This window comes from Exiguobacterium sp. SH0S2, from assembly GCF_004337185.1.
In the GTDB taxonomy this organism is placed as follows: Bacteria; Bacillota; Bacilli; order Exiguobacteriales; family Exiguobacteriaceae; genus Exiguobacterium; species Exiguobacterium aurantiacum_A.
Genome location: NZ_SJVB01000003.1, coordinates 297,366 through 310,911, shown reverse-complemented (window position 1 = coordinate 310,911; position 13,546 = coordinate 297,366). Strand labels below are relative to the sequence as shown.

The following is a 13,546-nucleotide window of genomic DNA, read 5'->3' as shown; positions in this document are numbered from 1 at the left end:
CCACGCAACTGGTAAATGAAGAGGATGGATAGGTGATTAAATATGAAGGAGATTCAACAGAAAATCGATCGGATGATTATCCACTTAGGAGGGTATTGGCGGCCGCTATCAGGCTTGGCCAGATTATTAGAAGAAGTGGGAGAAGTGGGTGGTGCCTTGCATGACCAGGACGAGGCAGCGCTCGTGGAAGAGCTGTTAGATGTATTCGTCATTTCAACTTGTCTCGCCAATCAGTATGCGATCGAACTTGACGATCAATCGAACGGACGAGGCGAGCGCCTCGTTCATCGCGCTTACTATTCGCTCGTTCGTGAAGCGGGGGAGGTGGCCCGGACCTTGAACGCCTACGAAGGGGATAAAAAATTGAAAGCATCATCGACGCCGGGTTCGTTACAGTATCGAATCGAGAGCGTCCAAGCAGCGGTGTTCGATATCGCACGCGAGATTGAGCTTGATTTGTATGCGGAAATCGGTTCGCTGATCGATGAGAAATCCGCGCGCGATTTCGGGCGGTTCGACCATACGCCTGACCCGATCACCGAATCGGCGGTGCGATTGTACACGCGTTTTAAATCTGGTCGATATTGGGGAGGAATTGAGGCTAAACCTTCGGAGGAAGCGAGCCGATATAGAGAACGAGAATATAACATGGAACGATTCTTTAAGATTGCCCATGTCGAAGGGCTGGATGGGTTCGTCATTCTTCAACCAGACGATCCGTTCATCATGACGTCCTCTCTCGAGCAAGACTGGAAGGTGCCGGAATCGTTCATAATCGACGAAGAATGGCATGGGATAGACAAATTTATTATTATTCGTAAAAACTGGTAGAAAAGTATTCCCCTTTTTATCAAAAATATTCATCTTTTTTTCAAATACTTACTTTTTTTTAAAAAGCGTTATGCTACTATGAAGGTGTTGTTAGTATAAATTAGCGCGAGAAGAAAGGAATATTTTGGATGAAAATGAAGCTATTGAAAGTTGCTCTCATCTTATCGCTGTTGTTGTTCGGTGCTCAAATCCCTGCGGTTGAGGCATCGACATTAGATGGCGAAACGACTGTCAATTTAAACGTTCGATCGACACCAAGCACGACGGGAGCGGTCATCACGACGTTACCGAAAGGCACAAAAGTAAAGTATGGGACTTATAACCAATCATGGCATAAAGTGTATCTAAATAGTCGCACTTACTATGCTTCGGCCCCGTACATTAAACGGATCGCCTCGTCACCGACGACGATCACGACGCAAGCAGCATCATCGACAGGCGTCACGACAGAAAACTTGAACATTCGAGTGACGTCACACCGTGATGCGAAAATCGTTACGACGCTTAAAAAAGGCACTGAAGTGAACTATGCCGTCCATAACTCATCATGGGCCAAAGTGTTCTTGAGTGGAAAGACGTACTATGCGGCGAAAGCTTACCTTGCGCCAAAGTTAGTCGTTTCAGCGCCTAAAAAGCAATCGGGCTACACGAATCGCGACATTCAGCTGTTCAATCGCACGCTACAAACATCACCGGTCGCGAAAACGATCCCGGCCAAGCGCGCTGTCACGTTCAGCATCCACAACTCGAGCTGGTCGGTTATTTATGAAGGCACGAAGACCTACTACACACCGACTCGAGGAATTACAGCCGGAACACTGAAGCCGGCGACGACGACAGAGACTGGCTACGCGAACCGGGACTTGAAATTGTTCGATACGCGCAACCAGGCATCGAAAGTCGTTAAAGTACTCCCGTTGAACACGGTAGTCGCATCGAGTAAGTACAACTCGAGCTGGTCGACTGTCTATATCGGCAGCGACACGTACTATACACCGACGGCATGGATCACACCAGGCGTTGCCCCGGTTCAACCGCCGACAACGACAAAGCCAGTCGAGACGAAAGTTCAAGGATACGCCAACCGCAACATCAACTTGTTCGGTAAAACGCACCAGAGTTCATCGGTATTGCTCGTCTTGCCGCAGTACACGGCTGTCACGTACAGCACATACAACTCAAGCTGGTCAAACGTTTTCGTCGGGACGAAGACCTACTTCACACCGACTTCATGGTTGACTGCTGGTAAGGCGCCATCAGCACCTGCTGCATCGCCACAAGGGAAAGTGTATATTAACACGCCGGGTGATGTCTTGAACGTCAGAGCGACGGCTTCGGCCAGCTCGACGATACTCGGGAAACTTGCACACGGCACGCAAGTCGACCACTACGGTTCATCGAACGGCTTCTACAAGATTAAATACAACAACCGTGATGGTTACATCTCAACGGCGTATGCATCGGCTTCAAAGCCTAGCGTATCAAGTGGTGCGGTCATCGTTCTCGATGCCGGACACGGTGGAACCGATCCGGGTGCAGTGAGAAGTTCGCTTTATGAGAAAACGGTCGTACTCGACGTGACGAAACGTACGGAAGCGTATCTTCGTTCGAAGTATGGTTACGAAGTCCGGTTGACACGTTCGACAGACGTTTACTTGACGCTCAATCAACGTGTCCAAGCGGCCAGAAACTTACGTGGCGATCTCTTCGTCAGCCTGCATACGAACGCGGCGACGACATCCGCGGCGAACGGAGTCGAAACGTTCTACTCGACCTCGTCGGCCCATAGTGCCAAGAGTCGGGTGCTCGCAACGAACATCCAATCGAATTTGATGGGTGAAATGTCAGGGATGAGAAACCGCGGTGTCAAGACGGCGAACTACTACGTCATCACGTATAACACGATGCCGTCAGCACTCGTCGAACTCGGGTTCATCTCGTCTCCGCAAGATATTGTCCACCTTCGCAGTGAAGCATCGCGCCAGCGCATGGCAATCGGTGTTGCTGAAGGTATTGCCCAATACGTGAGAGCGTACCATTAATTCCAACCTGCTCGCGCAGGAGTATACAGAAGGCCCCAGCTCAACACGAGCCGGGGCCTTCCTTTTATGTAGTAAACAAGCCCTCGTCCGAATGGGCGAGGGCTTGGCTTATAAGTCGTCGAAACCGTTGGCGTCAGTCACTTTCGCGTATGAGCGTGATTTTTGTTCGAAGAAATCGGATTTCGTCGCGTTGAGCGAGTCGTCCGAATAGGCACGGATCCACGGCATGACGTCCTCGTTGAAGCCTTCATACAAATCGTTCAACCCGATGACTCGCAGGCGTTTGTTGGCAAGGTATTTGATGTAATCACGCATCTCGCTGACGTCGAGGCCATCGAGGTCACGGAGTACGTATTCGCACCACTCGATCTCGAGGTCGACCGCTTGTCCCATCGTGTCGTAGACGAACTGGCTGAAGCTTCCGTCGGCGTCGATTTCCGGGTTCTCGGTCAAGACGGCGCGAAGCAGCTGGCTGACGAAATGCGAATGTTGCATCTCGTCCCGTTGGATATAGCTGATCATCGTCGACGTCCCGACCATCTTCTGATGACGGGCGAGGTTATAGAAGTAGGCGAATCCGGAATAGAAGTTGATGCCTTCAAGGATGACCGAGGCGACGAGAGACTTCGCGAAGTTCTCCGCGTTCGGCACGGCCCGGAAGTCTTCATACAAGTCTAAGATGAACTGATTACGTTTCATGACCATCTCGTCATCTTTGGCGATATCGAAGATGCGGTTCTGCTCGCTGAGCGGAACGAGACTCGACAGCACGTAGCTGTACGATTGATTATGGACGACTTCTTGCTGGGCGATGATGGCGAGCACCGAGTGGACCGACGAGTCGGAAGAGAACATCGCCGACTCTAGAATGTAGCGCGTCTGCACCGAGTCGAGAATCGACAACAAGCCGATGATGCGCTTGAACGCGTCTTGTTCACGCTCGGTCAGTTGCGGCCATTGTTGCATGTCTTTTGACATCGAGATCTCATCTGGGATCCAAAAGTTAGACAGCAACTGTTTATAAATTGTATAAAATTGTGGATAGGCGATATCGTTCCAGTTGACGATCGAACTCGTCTCGCCACCGATAATGGCTGTCGCCCGGTTAGGATGTTTGGGCGACAGTAGTTTGATCTTTTGAATAGTCATAGACGTGTACTCCTTCTTCGGCGTTTCGTGCCAACCGTTCGGTCCAAGCACGGACGTTGTACGGTTGGTTGCGCGGCGACTGCTCGATTTTCAACAGTTCACCGGCAAGGGGGATTCCAAACTTCGAAAGGTGGTATGCCATCTCGTCGACAGCGCGGCAGAAATGAACGAACATCTTGTCACCCGTCCCGAAGACGGCGGCTTGACGAATCGGTACCGACTGCTCTTTCAAGAGAAGCCGGAACGTATCTTTCATCTCGTCTGGCAAGACGCCATCGGCCCACGTGTACGACCCGAAATAGACGAGGTCGTACGTGGCGAGCGCTTGGGCCTCGCGATGGCCGATGCGGTCCGCTTCGTACAAGACGGCACGGTCGCCCCGATTGACGTGGGTCGCCTGAATCAACTCGGCGACCTCTTCTGTATTCCCGCTCATTGAACTATAGACGATTGCGACGTTCATGGTTAGGTCCCACCTTTCGTTAAACAGATGTTACGACGAACACGATTCGCATTCATCGACTTCGACGGTCGTTGAACGCGTGTAATAGATCGATTTCATACCGAGCGACCATGCCTCGAGGTGCATCGCCAGCATTTCAGTCGCCTTCACGTCGTTCTTGACGTATAAGTTGAAACTGATCGCTTGGTCGATGTGGCGTTGGCGGGCCGCGTTTTGACGGATGCTCCAAAGTTGGTCGACTTCAAACGCTGATTTGTAGAACCAGTTCGTCTCCGAGTTGAGGTCAGGGACGGTCACTGGGATCTTATAATTTTTCTTTTCTTCCGAATATACTTTCTTATAAATCGGGTCGATCGAAGCGGTGCTGCCGGCGATGATCGCTGTCGACGAGTTCGGTGCGACGGCCATCATGTAGGCGTTGCGGACACCGTTTTGGTGAACCTCAGCCGCGAGTCCGTCCCAGTCGAGCTCGTCGTGCGACCGGTAGTTGCGGCGACTGAAGTATTCGCCCGTGTGCCATTCCGAACCTTCGAACACGCCGAACGCGCCTTTTTCTTTCGCAAGTTCCATCGAAGCGTGAATCGTGAGATAGGCGATTTTTTCGTAAAGTTTCTCAGCGTAATGGACGGCGTCGACCGATTCCCAGCGTATGCCTTCGAGGGCGAGCAAATGGTGCCACCCGAACGTGCCGAGACCGACAGAACGATATTTCTGGTTCGTGATCATCGCTTGCGGCACTTCGATCGTGTTGAGGTCGATGACGTTATCGAGCATTCGCATTTGAATCGGGATGAGGCGCTCGAGTACGTCGGATTTGACGGCACGTGCGAGCGCGATCGAGCTCAAGTTACAGACGACAAAGTCGCCCGGAGTCTTCGTGATAACGATTTTCCCGTCTGCTGTGTACTCTTCATCGATTGTCGTCGCCGACATGTTCTGGGCGATTTCTGAACAGAGGTTCGAGCTGTAAATCATACCCGCATGTTTGTTCGGGTTGGCGCGGTTGACCGCATCCCGGAAGAACATGTACGGCGTGCCCGTCTCGAGCTGTGAGCGCATGTAACGTTTGACGAGGTCGATGGCCGGCACGGTTACACGTGTGAGCTCTGGATTATTGACACAAGCCGTATATTTCTCGGTGAACGAACCGCCGTTGTCCGTCTCGTCGTAGAAGTCTTCAAGGCTGAAGCCCATGACCGTGCGGATCTCATGCGGGTCGAACAAATGCCAATCGCCCCGCGCTTCGACGGTACGCATGAACAAGTCCGGTAAACAGACGCCGGTGAACAAGTCATGAGTGCGGAGGCGCTCATCGCCGTTGTTCAACTTGGCATCGAGGAATTCAAAGATATCCTTGTGCCAGATGTCCAAGTAGACGGCGATCGAGCCTTGACGCATGCCGAGTTGATCGACCGAGACGGCCGTGTTGTTCAACTGCTTCATCCAAGGCAACGCACCGCTCGAGACACCTTTGAATCCTTTAATGTCACTTCCGCGTGAACGGATTTTGCCGAGGTAGACCCCGATGCCGCCGCCGCCTTTTGAAAGTGTGGCCACGTCCGTGTTCGAGTCGTAAATACCGCGGAGTGAATCATCGACCGTATCGATGAAGCAAGAGCTAAGCTGCCCGTACGATTTACCGGCATTCGAGAGCGTCGGCGTCGCGACGGTCATGTATAAGTTCGATAGCGCCCAGTAGGCTTCTTCGGCAAGTTGGACCCGTTTAGACGCGGCCTCGTTTTGCATGAGCGTCATGGCGATGACCATAAACCGCTCTTGTGGGAGCTCATATAAGTTTTTAACGTGATCGCGTCCGAGGTAACGGTCCGATAACGTTCGTAGGCCGATGTAAGTGAAGAGGCGATCGCGTGACGGGTCGATCAACGTCTCTAAATAAGCGATATCTTCTTTAGAGTATGTGTCAATTAACGCCGACGTGAAGATGCCTTTGTTCGTCAGCGTCTCGATCATCGAATAGAGTGAGCCGTAACGCATCGAAGCGTCATACCCGCGGTTGCGTGCTGCTTCAAGGTAGAGACGGTTTAAGTACATCTCGGTCGCGACGAACGTCCAGTCCGGCTCTTCAGCCTTCAACATATCGAGGGCGTGCATCGTCATCAAGTCATATACTACATCTTGTGTCAGTGATTTTGAATCGAGTGCTCGAATCAAACGTTCCTCGTAGCGTGCGACGCTGAGCTGCGGGTAGCGTTGTGTTAAGGATTGGATCAATGTTGCTACGTCGGCAAGGGTTGGTGTTGCCGGCAACATCGTCTCGTGGTGGATAGGGGATGTCAAAACGATCACTCCTTCTTCAGGTGTAGAAATTATAAAGGTATAGCGGAACTAGTCCGATACAACGTCAATGGGGATAGAACGTGATAAATATCCGTTAACTATATATTGACGTTTTATTCTCTTTTTAATCATAAATCACCCATATTTAGTTTTGCAATCATTGAAATTTATAAAACTGTGACGATGCGAATTACTTTTACTCTAAAACGGCTCTCTCAACCGTTTTGAGACGTGATATGAGACGAAAAAAAGATTTACTGATTCCCGAGGTCAAAGCTGTCCGCTTTTTTTGTAAGCGTTCAATCCGATTTGTCAATACAGAAATCAAGAAGAATGTCACTGATTCCATAAATTATTAAAAAGGTTATGACCAGGAACCAATACTAGATATAGTGTTGGCTCGATTTGAAAAAGCGGGAAATCCGAGGTAAGGCTAGCGCCATCGTCAAAAGTGCGGTAGATTGAGGAAGTACGATATAATATCAAGGCTAAAAAGAAGGGTTTTAAAAATGCGTTCAGAAGATTTATTATTAGCATGGGACCCGCTCGGTTACGGGCTTGGGTCTTACGGGCCAGAGTTCGATGACATCACAGTGGCGCTCGTGCAGATCGACTCGGAAGCGGAGTTGAATGAAACGATTCGTCGTATTCTGACGGATTCGTTTGGAGAGTGCCCGTCTGAGGACGATACGCGCGCCATGGCCAGACAATTACTTACATCTTTAGAAGCTTGTCAATTATAAGGGGGAACCAACATGTTACGAATCGATCCAACACCTAATCCAAATGCAATGAAAATCACACTTCCTGAAAACGTCTTCGGAGCTAAGAGCCAAAGCGTGAAAGCCGGCGAATCAACAGAGCAACCGCTTCTCGCGAAACTCGTCACGATCGAAGGTGTCGAGAGCGTCTTCGCTTACGGCGATTTTGTCACAGTATCAAAAGAGAACGGCGTCAGCTGGGAAGCAATCTTACCGCACGTCGAAACTGCTTACCGCGGATGAACCCGCTCGTTTCGATCGTCATTCCGGCCTACGCGCGCGAGGCGGAACTGACGGAACTGCTCGAAAGTTTGACGGTACAGACGTTTCAACAGTTCGAAGTGCTTGTAGTAAATAATGATGGGCCGCCAAAGCAACATCTTTTGGCGCCTTTTTTGAATCGATTGTCGGTTCGGTTGATCGAGCTTGAAGAAAATCATCACGTCAAAGCGCGAAACCGAGGCGTGATGGAGGCAAGAGGCGAGTATATTCTCTTATTAGATGACGATGATTTACTCATGCCGACCCATATCGAACGAGCGCTCGATGATTTGACGACGGCAGACCTCGTCTTCACCGATGCGGAACTGTTTCGGTTCACATGGCAAGACGGGCGGCGGGTCGTCACGGAGTGGGAGGCGTTCGCCTACGAGCTCGACTTGGACCGGATTCGGCAAGACTCGACGTTCATTCCGTCCGGCACGCTTTACCGCAAGCGGCTTCACGACGTCATTGGCATGTTCGATGAGACGGTTTATAACTATTGGGACTGGGACTTTATCTTACGTGTGATCGAGCACGGGACGGTCGTTCATCCAGCCCGGGCGACGGTGCTCTACGCTTTTAACGGAACCGACAACTTATCGGCGAAACAAGATGAGGCGCGTCGACGCTACTTTGAGCGGTTTTGTCAAAAACACGGCTTGGTGAATATGGAGATGAAGAATTTTCATATCGTCCAGTCCGAACGGCGGGACTACGTGAGACAGACAGAAAGGTCGTTCGCAGGGACGTTTCCCGGTAGAACGGAAGGAGACAACTAATATGTACACAACAAAAGAGTTAGAACTTTTGGAATTGCTTGAAGAAAAAGGATACCTCGAGACGAAGTTGCTCGCGGACTTGCTCGCGACCGATGAGGCGACCGTCGAAACGATGCTCGAGAAGTTCAAAGCGGACGGCATCTTGCTCGGTTTCCGGGCGATGATCAACTGGCAGAAGATTAACCGTCACGATGTCACGGCGTTCATCGACGTCAAAGTCACACCGAAGCGAGGTCGCGGGTTTGACGAGGTCGCGGAACGGATTTACCGCTTCCCGGAAGTGACGGCTCTCTATTTGATGTCGGGCGCGTACGACCTGCAAGTCGTCATCCGGGCGAATTCGCTCCAAGACGTGGCGTCGTTCGTCTCGGACAAACTGTCACCGCTTGACTCGGTCGTGTCGACGACGACCCACTTCAAGTTGAAGACGTACAAGCATGACGGTATTTTGTTCACCCCACAAGTCGAAGACAAACGGTTGAACATCACGCCATGAAGTCGCTATCGAATCAAGTCGTCTCGATGAAGCCGTCTGGCATTCGCCGTTTCTTCGATTTGGCACAGACGATGGAAAATGTCGTCTCTCTTGGGGTGGGAGAGCCGGACTTCATCACGCCATGGAACGTCCGCGAAGCGAGCTACGCGGCACTCGAGCAAGGCTATACGGCTTATAGTGCCAACGCGGGTCTGCTCGAGCTGCGTGAAGCGATTGCTCGTTACATGACCGACCGTTTTGACGTCACGTATGACCCGGCGACCGAACTGATCGTCACGACAGGGGCGTCTCAGGCGCTCGATATCGCCTTCCGTGCTTTATTGAACCCAGGTGACGAGGTTCTCGTCGTCGAGCCAGCTTTCGTCTCCTACGGGCCGCTCATTGAATTAGCCGGTGGAACCGTCGTCCCGGTCGCTTGTCGTCCGGAATCCGGGTTCCGCTTGAATCGGGAAGACGTCGCAGCAGCAATCACGGAACGGACGAAAGCGATTTTGCTCTGCTTCCCGTCGAACCCGACCGGTGCGACGATGACGGGCGACGAGCTCGCCGAAATCGCGGAACTCGCTACGAAACATGATTTGTGGGTTGTGAGCGATGAGATCTACGCGGAGCTGTCTTACGATGCCCCGTTCACGAGCTTCGCGACGCTCCACGACATGCGCGAGCGGACGATCGTCGTCAACGGTTTCTCAAAAGCGTTTGCGATGACCGGATGGCGGCTCGGGTTCACATGCGCGCCGGAAGTCGTGACGCGTGAGATGCTTAAAGTGCATCAGTACGGCATGATGTGTGCGCCGACGCTCGTCCAATTCGGAGGGCTCGAGGCGCTGCGTAGCCGTGACCAACACGTCCCGAAGATGGTGAAGAGTTATCGCCAGCGTCGTAACTATTTTATCCAGGCGTTAAATGACGCAGGTCTCCCGACCCACGTCCCGGGTGGTGCGTTCTATGCATTCCCGTCCATCCGTCATACTGGGCTTTCGAGCGAGGAGTTCGCCGAACGGTTGCTGCTTGAAGAGCGAGTGGCGGTCGTTCCGGGCAATGCGTTCGGAGCGAGCGGGGAAGGCTTTGTCCGTGCGAGTTATGCGACGTCGATCGAGCAGCTTCAAGAAGCGATCCGCCGTATCGATCGGTTCATGAAACAGTTTGAACTGGCAACGTCAACGACAGACTCTCAGCGATGAGGGTCTGTTGACGTTTTAGCGATAAGGTGAATGGTGATCGCGCCTCGCCCACGACCGAATATCGACCGATTATTCTAAAATGGGTTGAACGATGTAACATAAAATGGGAAGATATACGAAAGTGGCGTGTGAATATAGATTATGGGGTCGAGATTGAGGGCGGATTAGAAGGTAAATGAGTGAAGCACCCGAACCTTGAACATTCGTACGAACCGACCGCGATGAACTTGGGGATATCGGTCGGTCGATTCGCGATGAGTTTGGACGAGATGGCTAGTGGGGATGTCTATGAAATCAGCTAGCAGCGGACGTTTGCGACATCTTAAAACAAAAAAAGGGCTAGGCGTTAGCCTAGCGGAATCAGGGGGGAATACTTGAAGTCTTGCTTGATTTGTATTTACCCTGAGGTGCGACTTTGAAACGTCAAAATAATCCTAAATAATCTTTTTTACTATTTTCTACACTTTATCGAAAAAAGTATGTTATAGTAAGTTGATGAATTTAGCATAGGAGTGTTTGTAATGGCAAAATACGAAAAAGATCAAGTTTTAAAAGGTAAAGTAACAGGAATTCAACCTTTCGGTGCGTTCGTCGCACTCGACGACGAGACACAAGGTCTTGTCCACATCTCTGAAATCTCACACGACTACGTGAAAGACGTGAACGAGTACGTTCAAGTCGGCCAAGAAGTTGAAGTGAAAATTCTTGATGTTGATGAAGCATCTAAGAAAATCAAGCTTTCAATGAAAGCGACACAAGAAGCACCAAAACGCGAGAAGTCGGCTAAGCCAGCTCGTCGTGGCGCACCACGCCGCAACGAAGCTTCAAACTTCAAGCAAGAAGAAGCGCCAGGCTTCACAGTCCTTAAGGACAAGCTCGAAGACTGGATCAAAAACACGAACTTCAAAAAGTAAGTGATGAAAGGCGGCCTATTCCAAATAGGTCGCCTTTTTTTGTACAGGAAATTGAACAGATGTTCCCGAAAGAGATAGAGAAAGGAGTAGATTTACATGAAAATTGGAATCATCGGGACGGGCGGTATCGCCACAAACGCACACATCCCGCATTACATCGCGGCCGGGGCAGATGTCGTCGCGGTCATGAACCGGACACGGGAGCGCGGGGAGGCGGTTGCCCGTCAGTTCGGGATCGAACGGGTTTATGACACGGTAGCGGACATGCTCGCAAACGAGCAGCTTGATGCGGTCAGCGTCTGCACACCGAACGCCCTGCATAAAGACCATGTCATCCAGGCGCTCGATGCCGGTTGTCACGTCCTTTGCGAGAAACCGCCGGCCATCTCGGAGCGTGAGGCGGACGAGATGCTACAAGCGGCCAAGCGGGCCGGCCGGACGCTCCATTACGGCTTCCATTTCCGGCATCGGACGGACACGCAACTGCTGAAACGTTTGATTGACTCAAATGAACTCGGTCACATCTATGCGGCGACCGCGCTCGCCCTAAGGCGCCGTGGCATCCCGGGTTGGGGCGTGTTCACGGACAAAGAACTTCAAGGAGGCGGGGCGCTGCTTGATATCGGCGTCCATATGCTCGACCTCGCCCTCTATTTGATGGATTATCCGAAACCGGTCGACGTGGTCGGTCACGTCGGACAGTATCTTGGGACGCGTCCTGGTGTCGGTCTGATGGGCGACTGGGACGCCGACAACTTCTCGGTTGAAGACACGGCCCGGGCGATGGTCACGTTCGAGAACGGGGCCTCACTCTTTTTAGACGCGAGCTTCATGGCGAACATCGGGCCGAAGGATACGATGAACGTGGAACTGAGAGGGACAGCCGGCGGGGCGTCGTTGTTCCCGCTCACGATCCATACGGAAGAACATGGCGCTCTGTTTGACAAGACGCCGGCTCATTTGACGTTACAAGACCCGTACGCGACACAGATTCGCTCCTTCCTTGAGGCGTGTCGGCATGAGCCGTCATACGAGCAGGCCGAACAGGCGGTCCTGCTTCATCAAATCATCGACCGCATATACAGTCAGGGCTAATCACTTTTCAATCCAGAAAAACAGGGTATATAGTGTAGGTGTTACATATTTTTGAAGGAGGATGACTTATGCACAACTTTGAATACAAAAACCCAACGAAATTAATCTTCGGGACGCATCAGATCGAGAAGCTCACAGGCGAGCTCAAAGCGCTTGACGCGAAGAAAGTGATGCTCGTCTATGGAGGCGGGAGCATCAAGAAGAACGGGACGTATGAGGAAGTCGTTGCTGAATTAAATAAAGCGGACATCGAGTTCGTCGACTTCTCAGGTGTCGAACCGAACCCGCGGATTGAAACGGTGAGACGTGCGGTCACGAAAGCACGCGAAGAAGGCATCGACGCCTTGCTCGCGGTCGGCGGCGGTTCAGTCATCGATTGCACGAAATTGATCTCGGCAGCGATCCCGTATGACGGCGACGCATGGGACATCGTCCTTCGTGACCATATCCCGACTGAAGCGGTACCGTTCGGGACGGTGCTCACACTCGCGGCGACAGGTTCTGAGATGAACTCCGGTTCGGTCATCACGAACTGGGAGACGCAAGAGAAATATGGTTGGGGCCACCCGCTCGTCTATCCGACGTTCTCGATCCTCGACCCGCGCTATACCGTGTCGGTGCCGAAAGACCAAACGATCTATGGCATCGTCGACATGATGAGCCATTGTTTCGAGCAGTACTTCCACCCGAACCACGCTCCGGTCCAAGAGCGGATGACTGAAGGCGTCTTGAAAGCGGTCGTCGAGTCGGCACCGAAGCTCGTCGACGACTTAGAGAACGTCGACTTGCGTGCCATCATCTTGTTCGCAGGCACGATCGCCTTGAACGGGGTCTTGCAGATGGGCGCTTCTGGCGACTGGGCGTCGCACAACATCGAGCACGCCGTTTCGGCTGTCCATGACATCCCGCACGCCGGCGGTCTCGCCATCCTCTTCCCACGCTGGATGGAGCACGTCCTTGAAGAAGACAACGCGGCACGGTTCGCACGACTCGGGACAGAAGTGTTCGACGTTGAACCGGGTGCGACAGACCTCGAGACAGCAAAACGTACGATCACAGCGGTTCGTGCTTTCTTCGACCAACTTGGTGCGCCAAGTTCACTCCGCGACTATGAGATCGACGAATCGACGTTCGAGGCGATCCTTGATTCAGCGATGAAGCGTGGAGCGTTCGGACGTTTCCGTACACTCGAACGCGAAGACGTGGCTGCGATTCTTGAATTGAGCAAATAAGGCGATTTGATGCCTATTTTGCAATAATGATTGAACGA

At 52.0% G+C, this 13,546-nt stretch carries 14 protein-coding genes; 11 read left to right on the top strand and 3 right to left on the bottom strand.

The window, feature by feature from the left end; translation table 11 throughout:
* The first annotated feature begins 42 nt into the window (after positions 1–42).
* Together EVJ21_RS10220 and EVJ21_RS10215 are read left to right on the top strand one after the other, a co-directional pair.
* Positions 43–831 carry a MazG nucleotide pyrophosphohydrolase domain-containing protein gene (locus EVJ21_RS10220; RefSeq protein ID WP_131463896.1) on the top strand — a complete coding sequence of 263 codons (789 nt, stop codon included), beginning with the start codon at positions 43–45 and terminating at the stop codon, positions 829–831.
* Positions 832–959: 128 nt separating this feature from the next.
* The gene (locus tag EVJ21_RS10215; protein WP_131490430.1) at positions 960–2,873 is read left to right on the top strand and encodes an N-acetylmuramoyl-L-alanine amidase; all 1,914 of its coding nucleotides are present in this window, start codon (positions 960–962) and stop codon (positions 2,871–2,873) included.
* A gap of 108 nt (positions 2,874–2,981) precedes the next feature.
* Here EVJ21_RS10215 and EVJ21_RS10210 read toward each other — a convergent pair whose 3' ends face one another.
* The 3 genes from EVJ21_RS10210 to EVJ21_RS10200 are packed head-to-tail and all read right to left on the bottom strand — an operon-like array spanning position 2,982 to position 6,783.
* Positions 2,982–4,022 (bottom strand): ribonucleotide-diphosphate reductase subunit beta, encoded by a 1,041-nt coding sequence (locus EVJ21_RS10210; RefSeq protein ID WP_070328775.1) that lies wholly within the window; start codon positions 4,020–4,022, stop codon positions 2,982–2,984.
* Positions 3,979–4,485, bottom strand: coding sequence for a flavodoxin domain-containing protein (locus tag EVJ21_RS10205; RefSeq protein ID WP_131490429.1), 507 nt, complete (start codon positions 4,483–4,485; stop codon positions 3,979–3,981). Before EVJ21_RS10205 ends, EVJ21_RS10210 begins: the two co-directional genes overlap by 44 nt.
* Positions 4,486–4,515: 30 nt before the next feature.
* Positions 4,516–6,783 carry a ribonucleoside-diphosphate reductase subunit alpha gene (locus tag EVJ21_RS10200; protein WP_255570028.1) on the bottom strand — a complete coding sequence of 756 codons (2,268 nt, stop codon included), beginning with the start codon at positions 6,781–6,783 and terminating at the stop codon, positions 4,516–4,518.
* A 509-nt stretch (positions 6,784–7,292) separates the two neighbouring features.
* On the opposite strand from EVJ21_RS10200, the gene EVJ21_RS10195 reads away from it, so the two are divergent.
* The 9 genes from EVJ21_RS10195 to EVJ21_RS10160 all read left to right on the top strand — a co-directional run bounded on the left by EVJ21_RS10195 (position 7,293) and on the right by EVJ21_RS10160 (position 13,508).
* Positions 7,293–7,526, top strand: coding sequence for a DUF1871 family protein (locus EVJ21_RS10195; protein ID WP_131490427.1), 234 nt, complete (start codon positions 7,293–7,295; stop codon positions 7,524–7,526).
* A gap of 12 nt (positions 7,527–7,538) precedes the next feature.
* Entirely contained in the window at positions 7,539–7,787 is a 249-nt protein-coding gene (locus EVJ21_RS10190) for a NifU N-terminal domain-containing protein (protein WP_070328777.1), read from the top strand.
* Positions 7,784–8,587: a glycosyltransferase family 2 protein gene (locus EVJ21_RS10185; RefSeq protein ID WP_131463887.1), complete on the top strand. Its 804-nt coding sequence runs from the start codon at positions 7,784–7,786 to the stop codon at positions 8,585–8,587. The genes EVJ21_RS10190 and EVJ21_RS10185 overlap by 4 nt, the downstream gene beginning before the upstream one ends.
* A 1-nt stretch (position 8,588) precedes the next feature.
* Positions 8,589–9,083, top strand: a complete 495-nt coding sequence (locus EVJ21_RS10180) for an Lrp/AsnC family transcriptional regulator (protein WP_131441455.1) — start codon at positions 8,589–8,591, stop codon at positions 9,081–9,083.
* Positions 9,080–10,267: an aminotransferase gene (locus tag EVJ21_RS10175; RefSeq protein WP_070328780.1), complete on the top strand. Its 1,188-nt coding sequence runs from the start codon at positions 9,080–9,082 to the stop codon at positions 10,265–10,267. The genes EVJ21_RS10180 and EVJ21_RS10175 overlap by 4 nt, the downstream gene beginning before the upstream one ends.
* 179 nt (positions 10,268–10,446) lie before the next feature.
* Positions 10,447–10,569, top strand: coding sequence for a hypothetical protein (locus tag EVJ21_RS15550; RefSeq protein ID WP_255570027.1), 123 nt, complete (start codon positions 10,447–10,449; stop codon positions 10,567–10,569).
* A 219-nt stretch (positions 10,570–10,788) separates the two neighbouring features.
* Complete coding sequence (gene yugI / locus EVJ21_RS10170; protein ID WP_016509788.1) at positions 10,789–11,181, top strand: S1 domain-containing post-transcriptional regulator GSP13; 393 nt, start codon at positions 10,789–10,791, stop codon at positions 11,179–11,181.
* Between the two features lie 96 nt (positions 11,182–11,277).
* A complete protein-coding gene (locus EVJ21_RS10165) occupies positions 11,278–12,276 on the top strand; it encodes a Gfo/Idh/MocA family protein (protein ID WP_131463885.1) in 999 nt (332 codons plus the stop codon).
* Positions 12,277–12,344: 68 nt separating this feature from the next.
* The gene (locus EVJ21_RS10160; protein ID WP_071397876.1) at positions 12,345–13,508 is read left to right on the top strand and encodes an iron-containing alcohol dehydrogenase; all 1,164 of its coding nucleotides are present in this window, start codon (positions 12,345–12,347) and stop codon (positions 13,506–13,508) included.
* Positions 13,509–13,546 lie beyond the last annotated feature (38 nt).

Bases quoted from the DNA above. Each gene is read 5' to 3' on its own strand.
- EVJ21_RS10220 (WP_131463896.1), top strand. From the start codon at position 43: ATGAAGGAGATTCAACAGAAAATCGATCGGATGATTATCCACTTAGGA.
- EVJ21_RS10215 (WP_131490430.1), top strand. From the start codon at position 960: ATGAAAATGAAGCTATTGAAAGTTGCTCTCATCTTATCGCTGTTGTTG.
- EVJ21_RS10210 (WP_070328775.1), bottom strand. From the start codon at position 4,022: ATGACTATTCAAAAGATCAAACTACTGTCGCCCAAACATCCTAACCGG.
- EVJ21_RS10205 (WP_131490429.1), bottom strand. From the start codon at position 4,485: ATGAACGTCGCAATCGTCTATAGTTCAATGAGCGGGAATACAGAAGAG.
- EVJ21_RS10195 (WP_131490427.1), top strand. From the start codon at position 7,293: ATGCGTTCAGAAGATTTATTATTAGCATGGGACCCGCTCGGTTACGGG.
- EVJ21_RS10190 (WP_070328777.1), top strand. From the start codon at position 7,539: ATGTTACGAATCGATCCAACACCTAATCCAAATGCAATGAAAATCACA.
- EVJ21_RS10185 (WP_131463887.1), top strand. From the start codon at position 7,784: ATGAACCCGCTCGTTTCGATCGTCATTCCGGCCTACGCGCGCGAGGCG.
- EVJ21_RS10180 (WP_131441455.1), top strand. From the start codon at position 8,589: ATGTACACAACAAAAGAGTTAGAACTTTTGGAATTGCTTGAAGAAAAA.
- EVJ21_RS10175 (WP_070328780.1), top strand. From the start codon at position 9,080: ATGAAGTCGCTATCGAATCAAGTCGTCTCGATGAAGCCGTCTGGCATT.
- yugI (WP_016509788.1), top strand. From the start codon at position 10,789: ATGGCAAAATACGAAAAAGATCAAGTTTTAAAAGGTAAAGTAACAGGA.
- EVJ21_RS10165 (WP_131463885.1), top strand. From the start codon at position 11,278: ATGAAAATTGGAATCATCGGGACGGGCGGTATCGCCACAAACGCACAC.
- EVJ21_RS10160 (WP_071397876.1), top strand. From the start codon at position 12,345: ATGCACAACTTTGAATACAAAAACCCAACGAAATTAATCTTCGGGACG.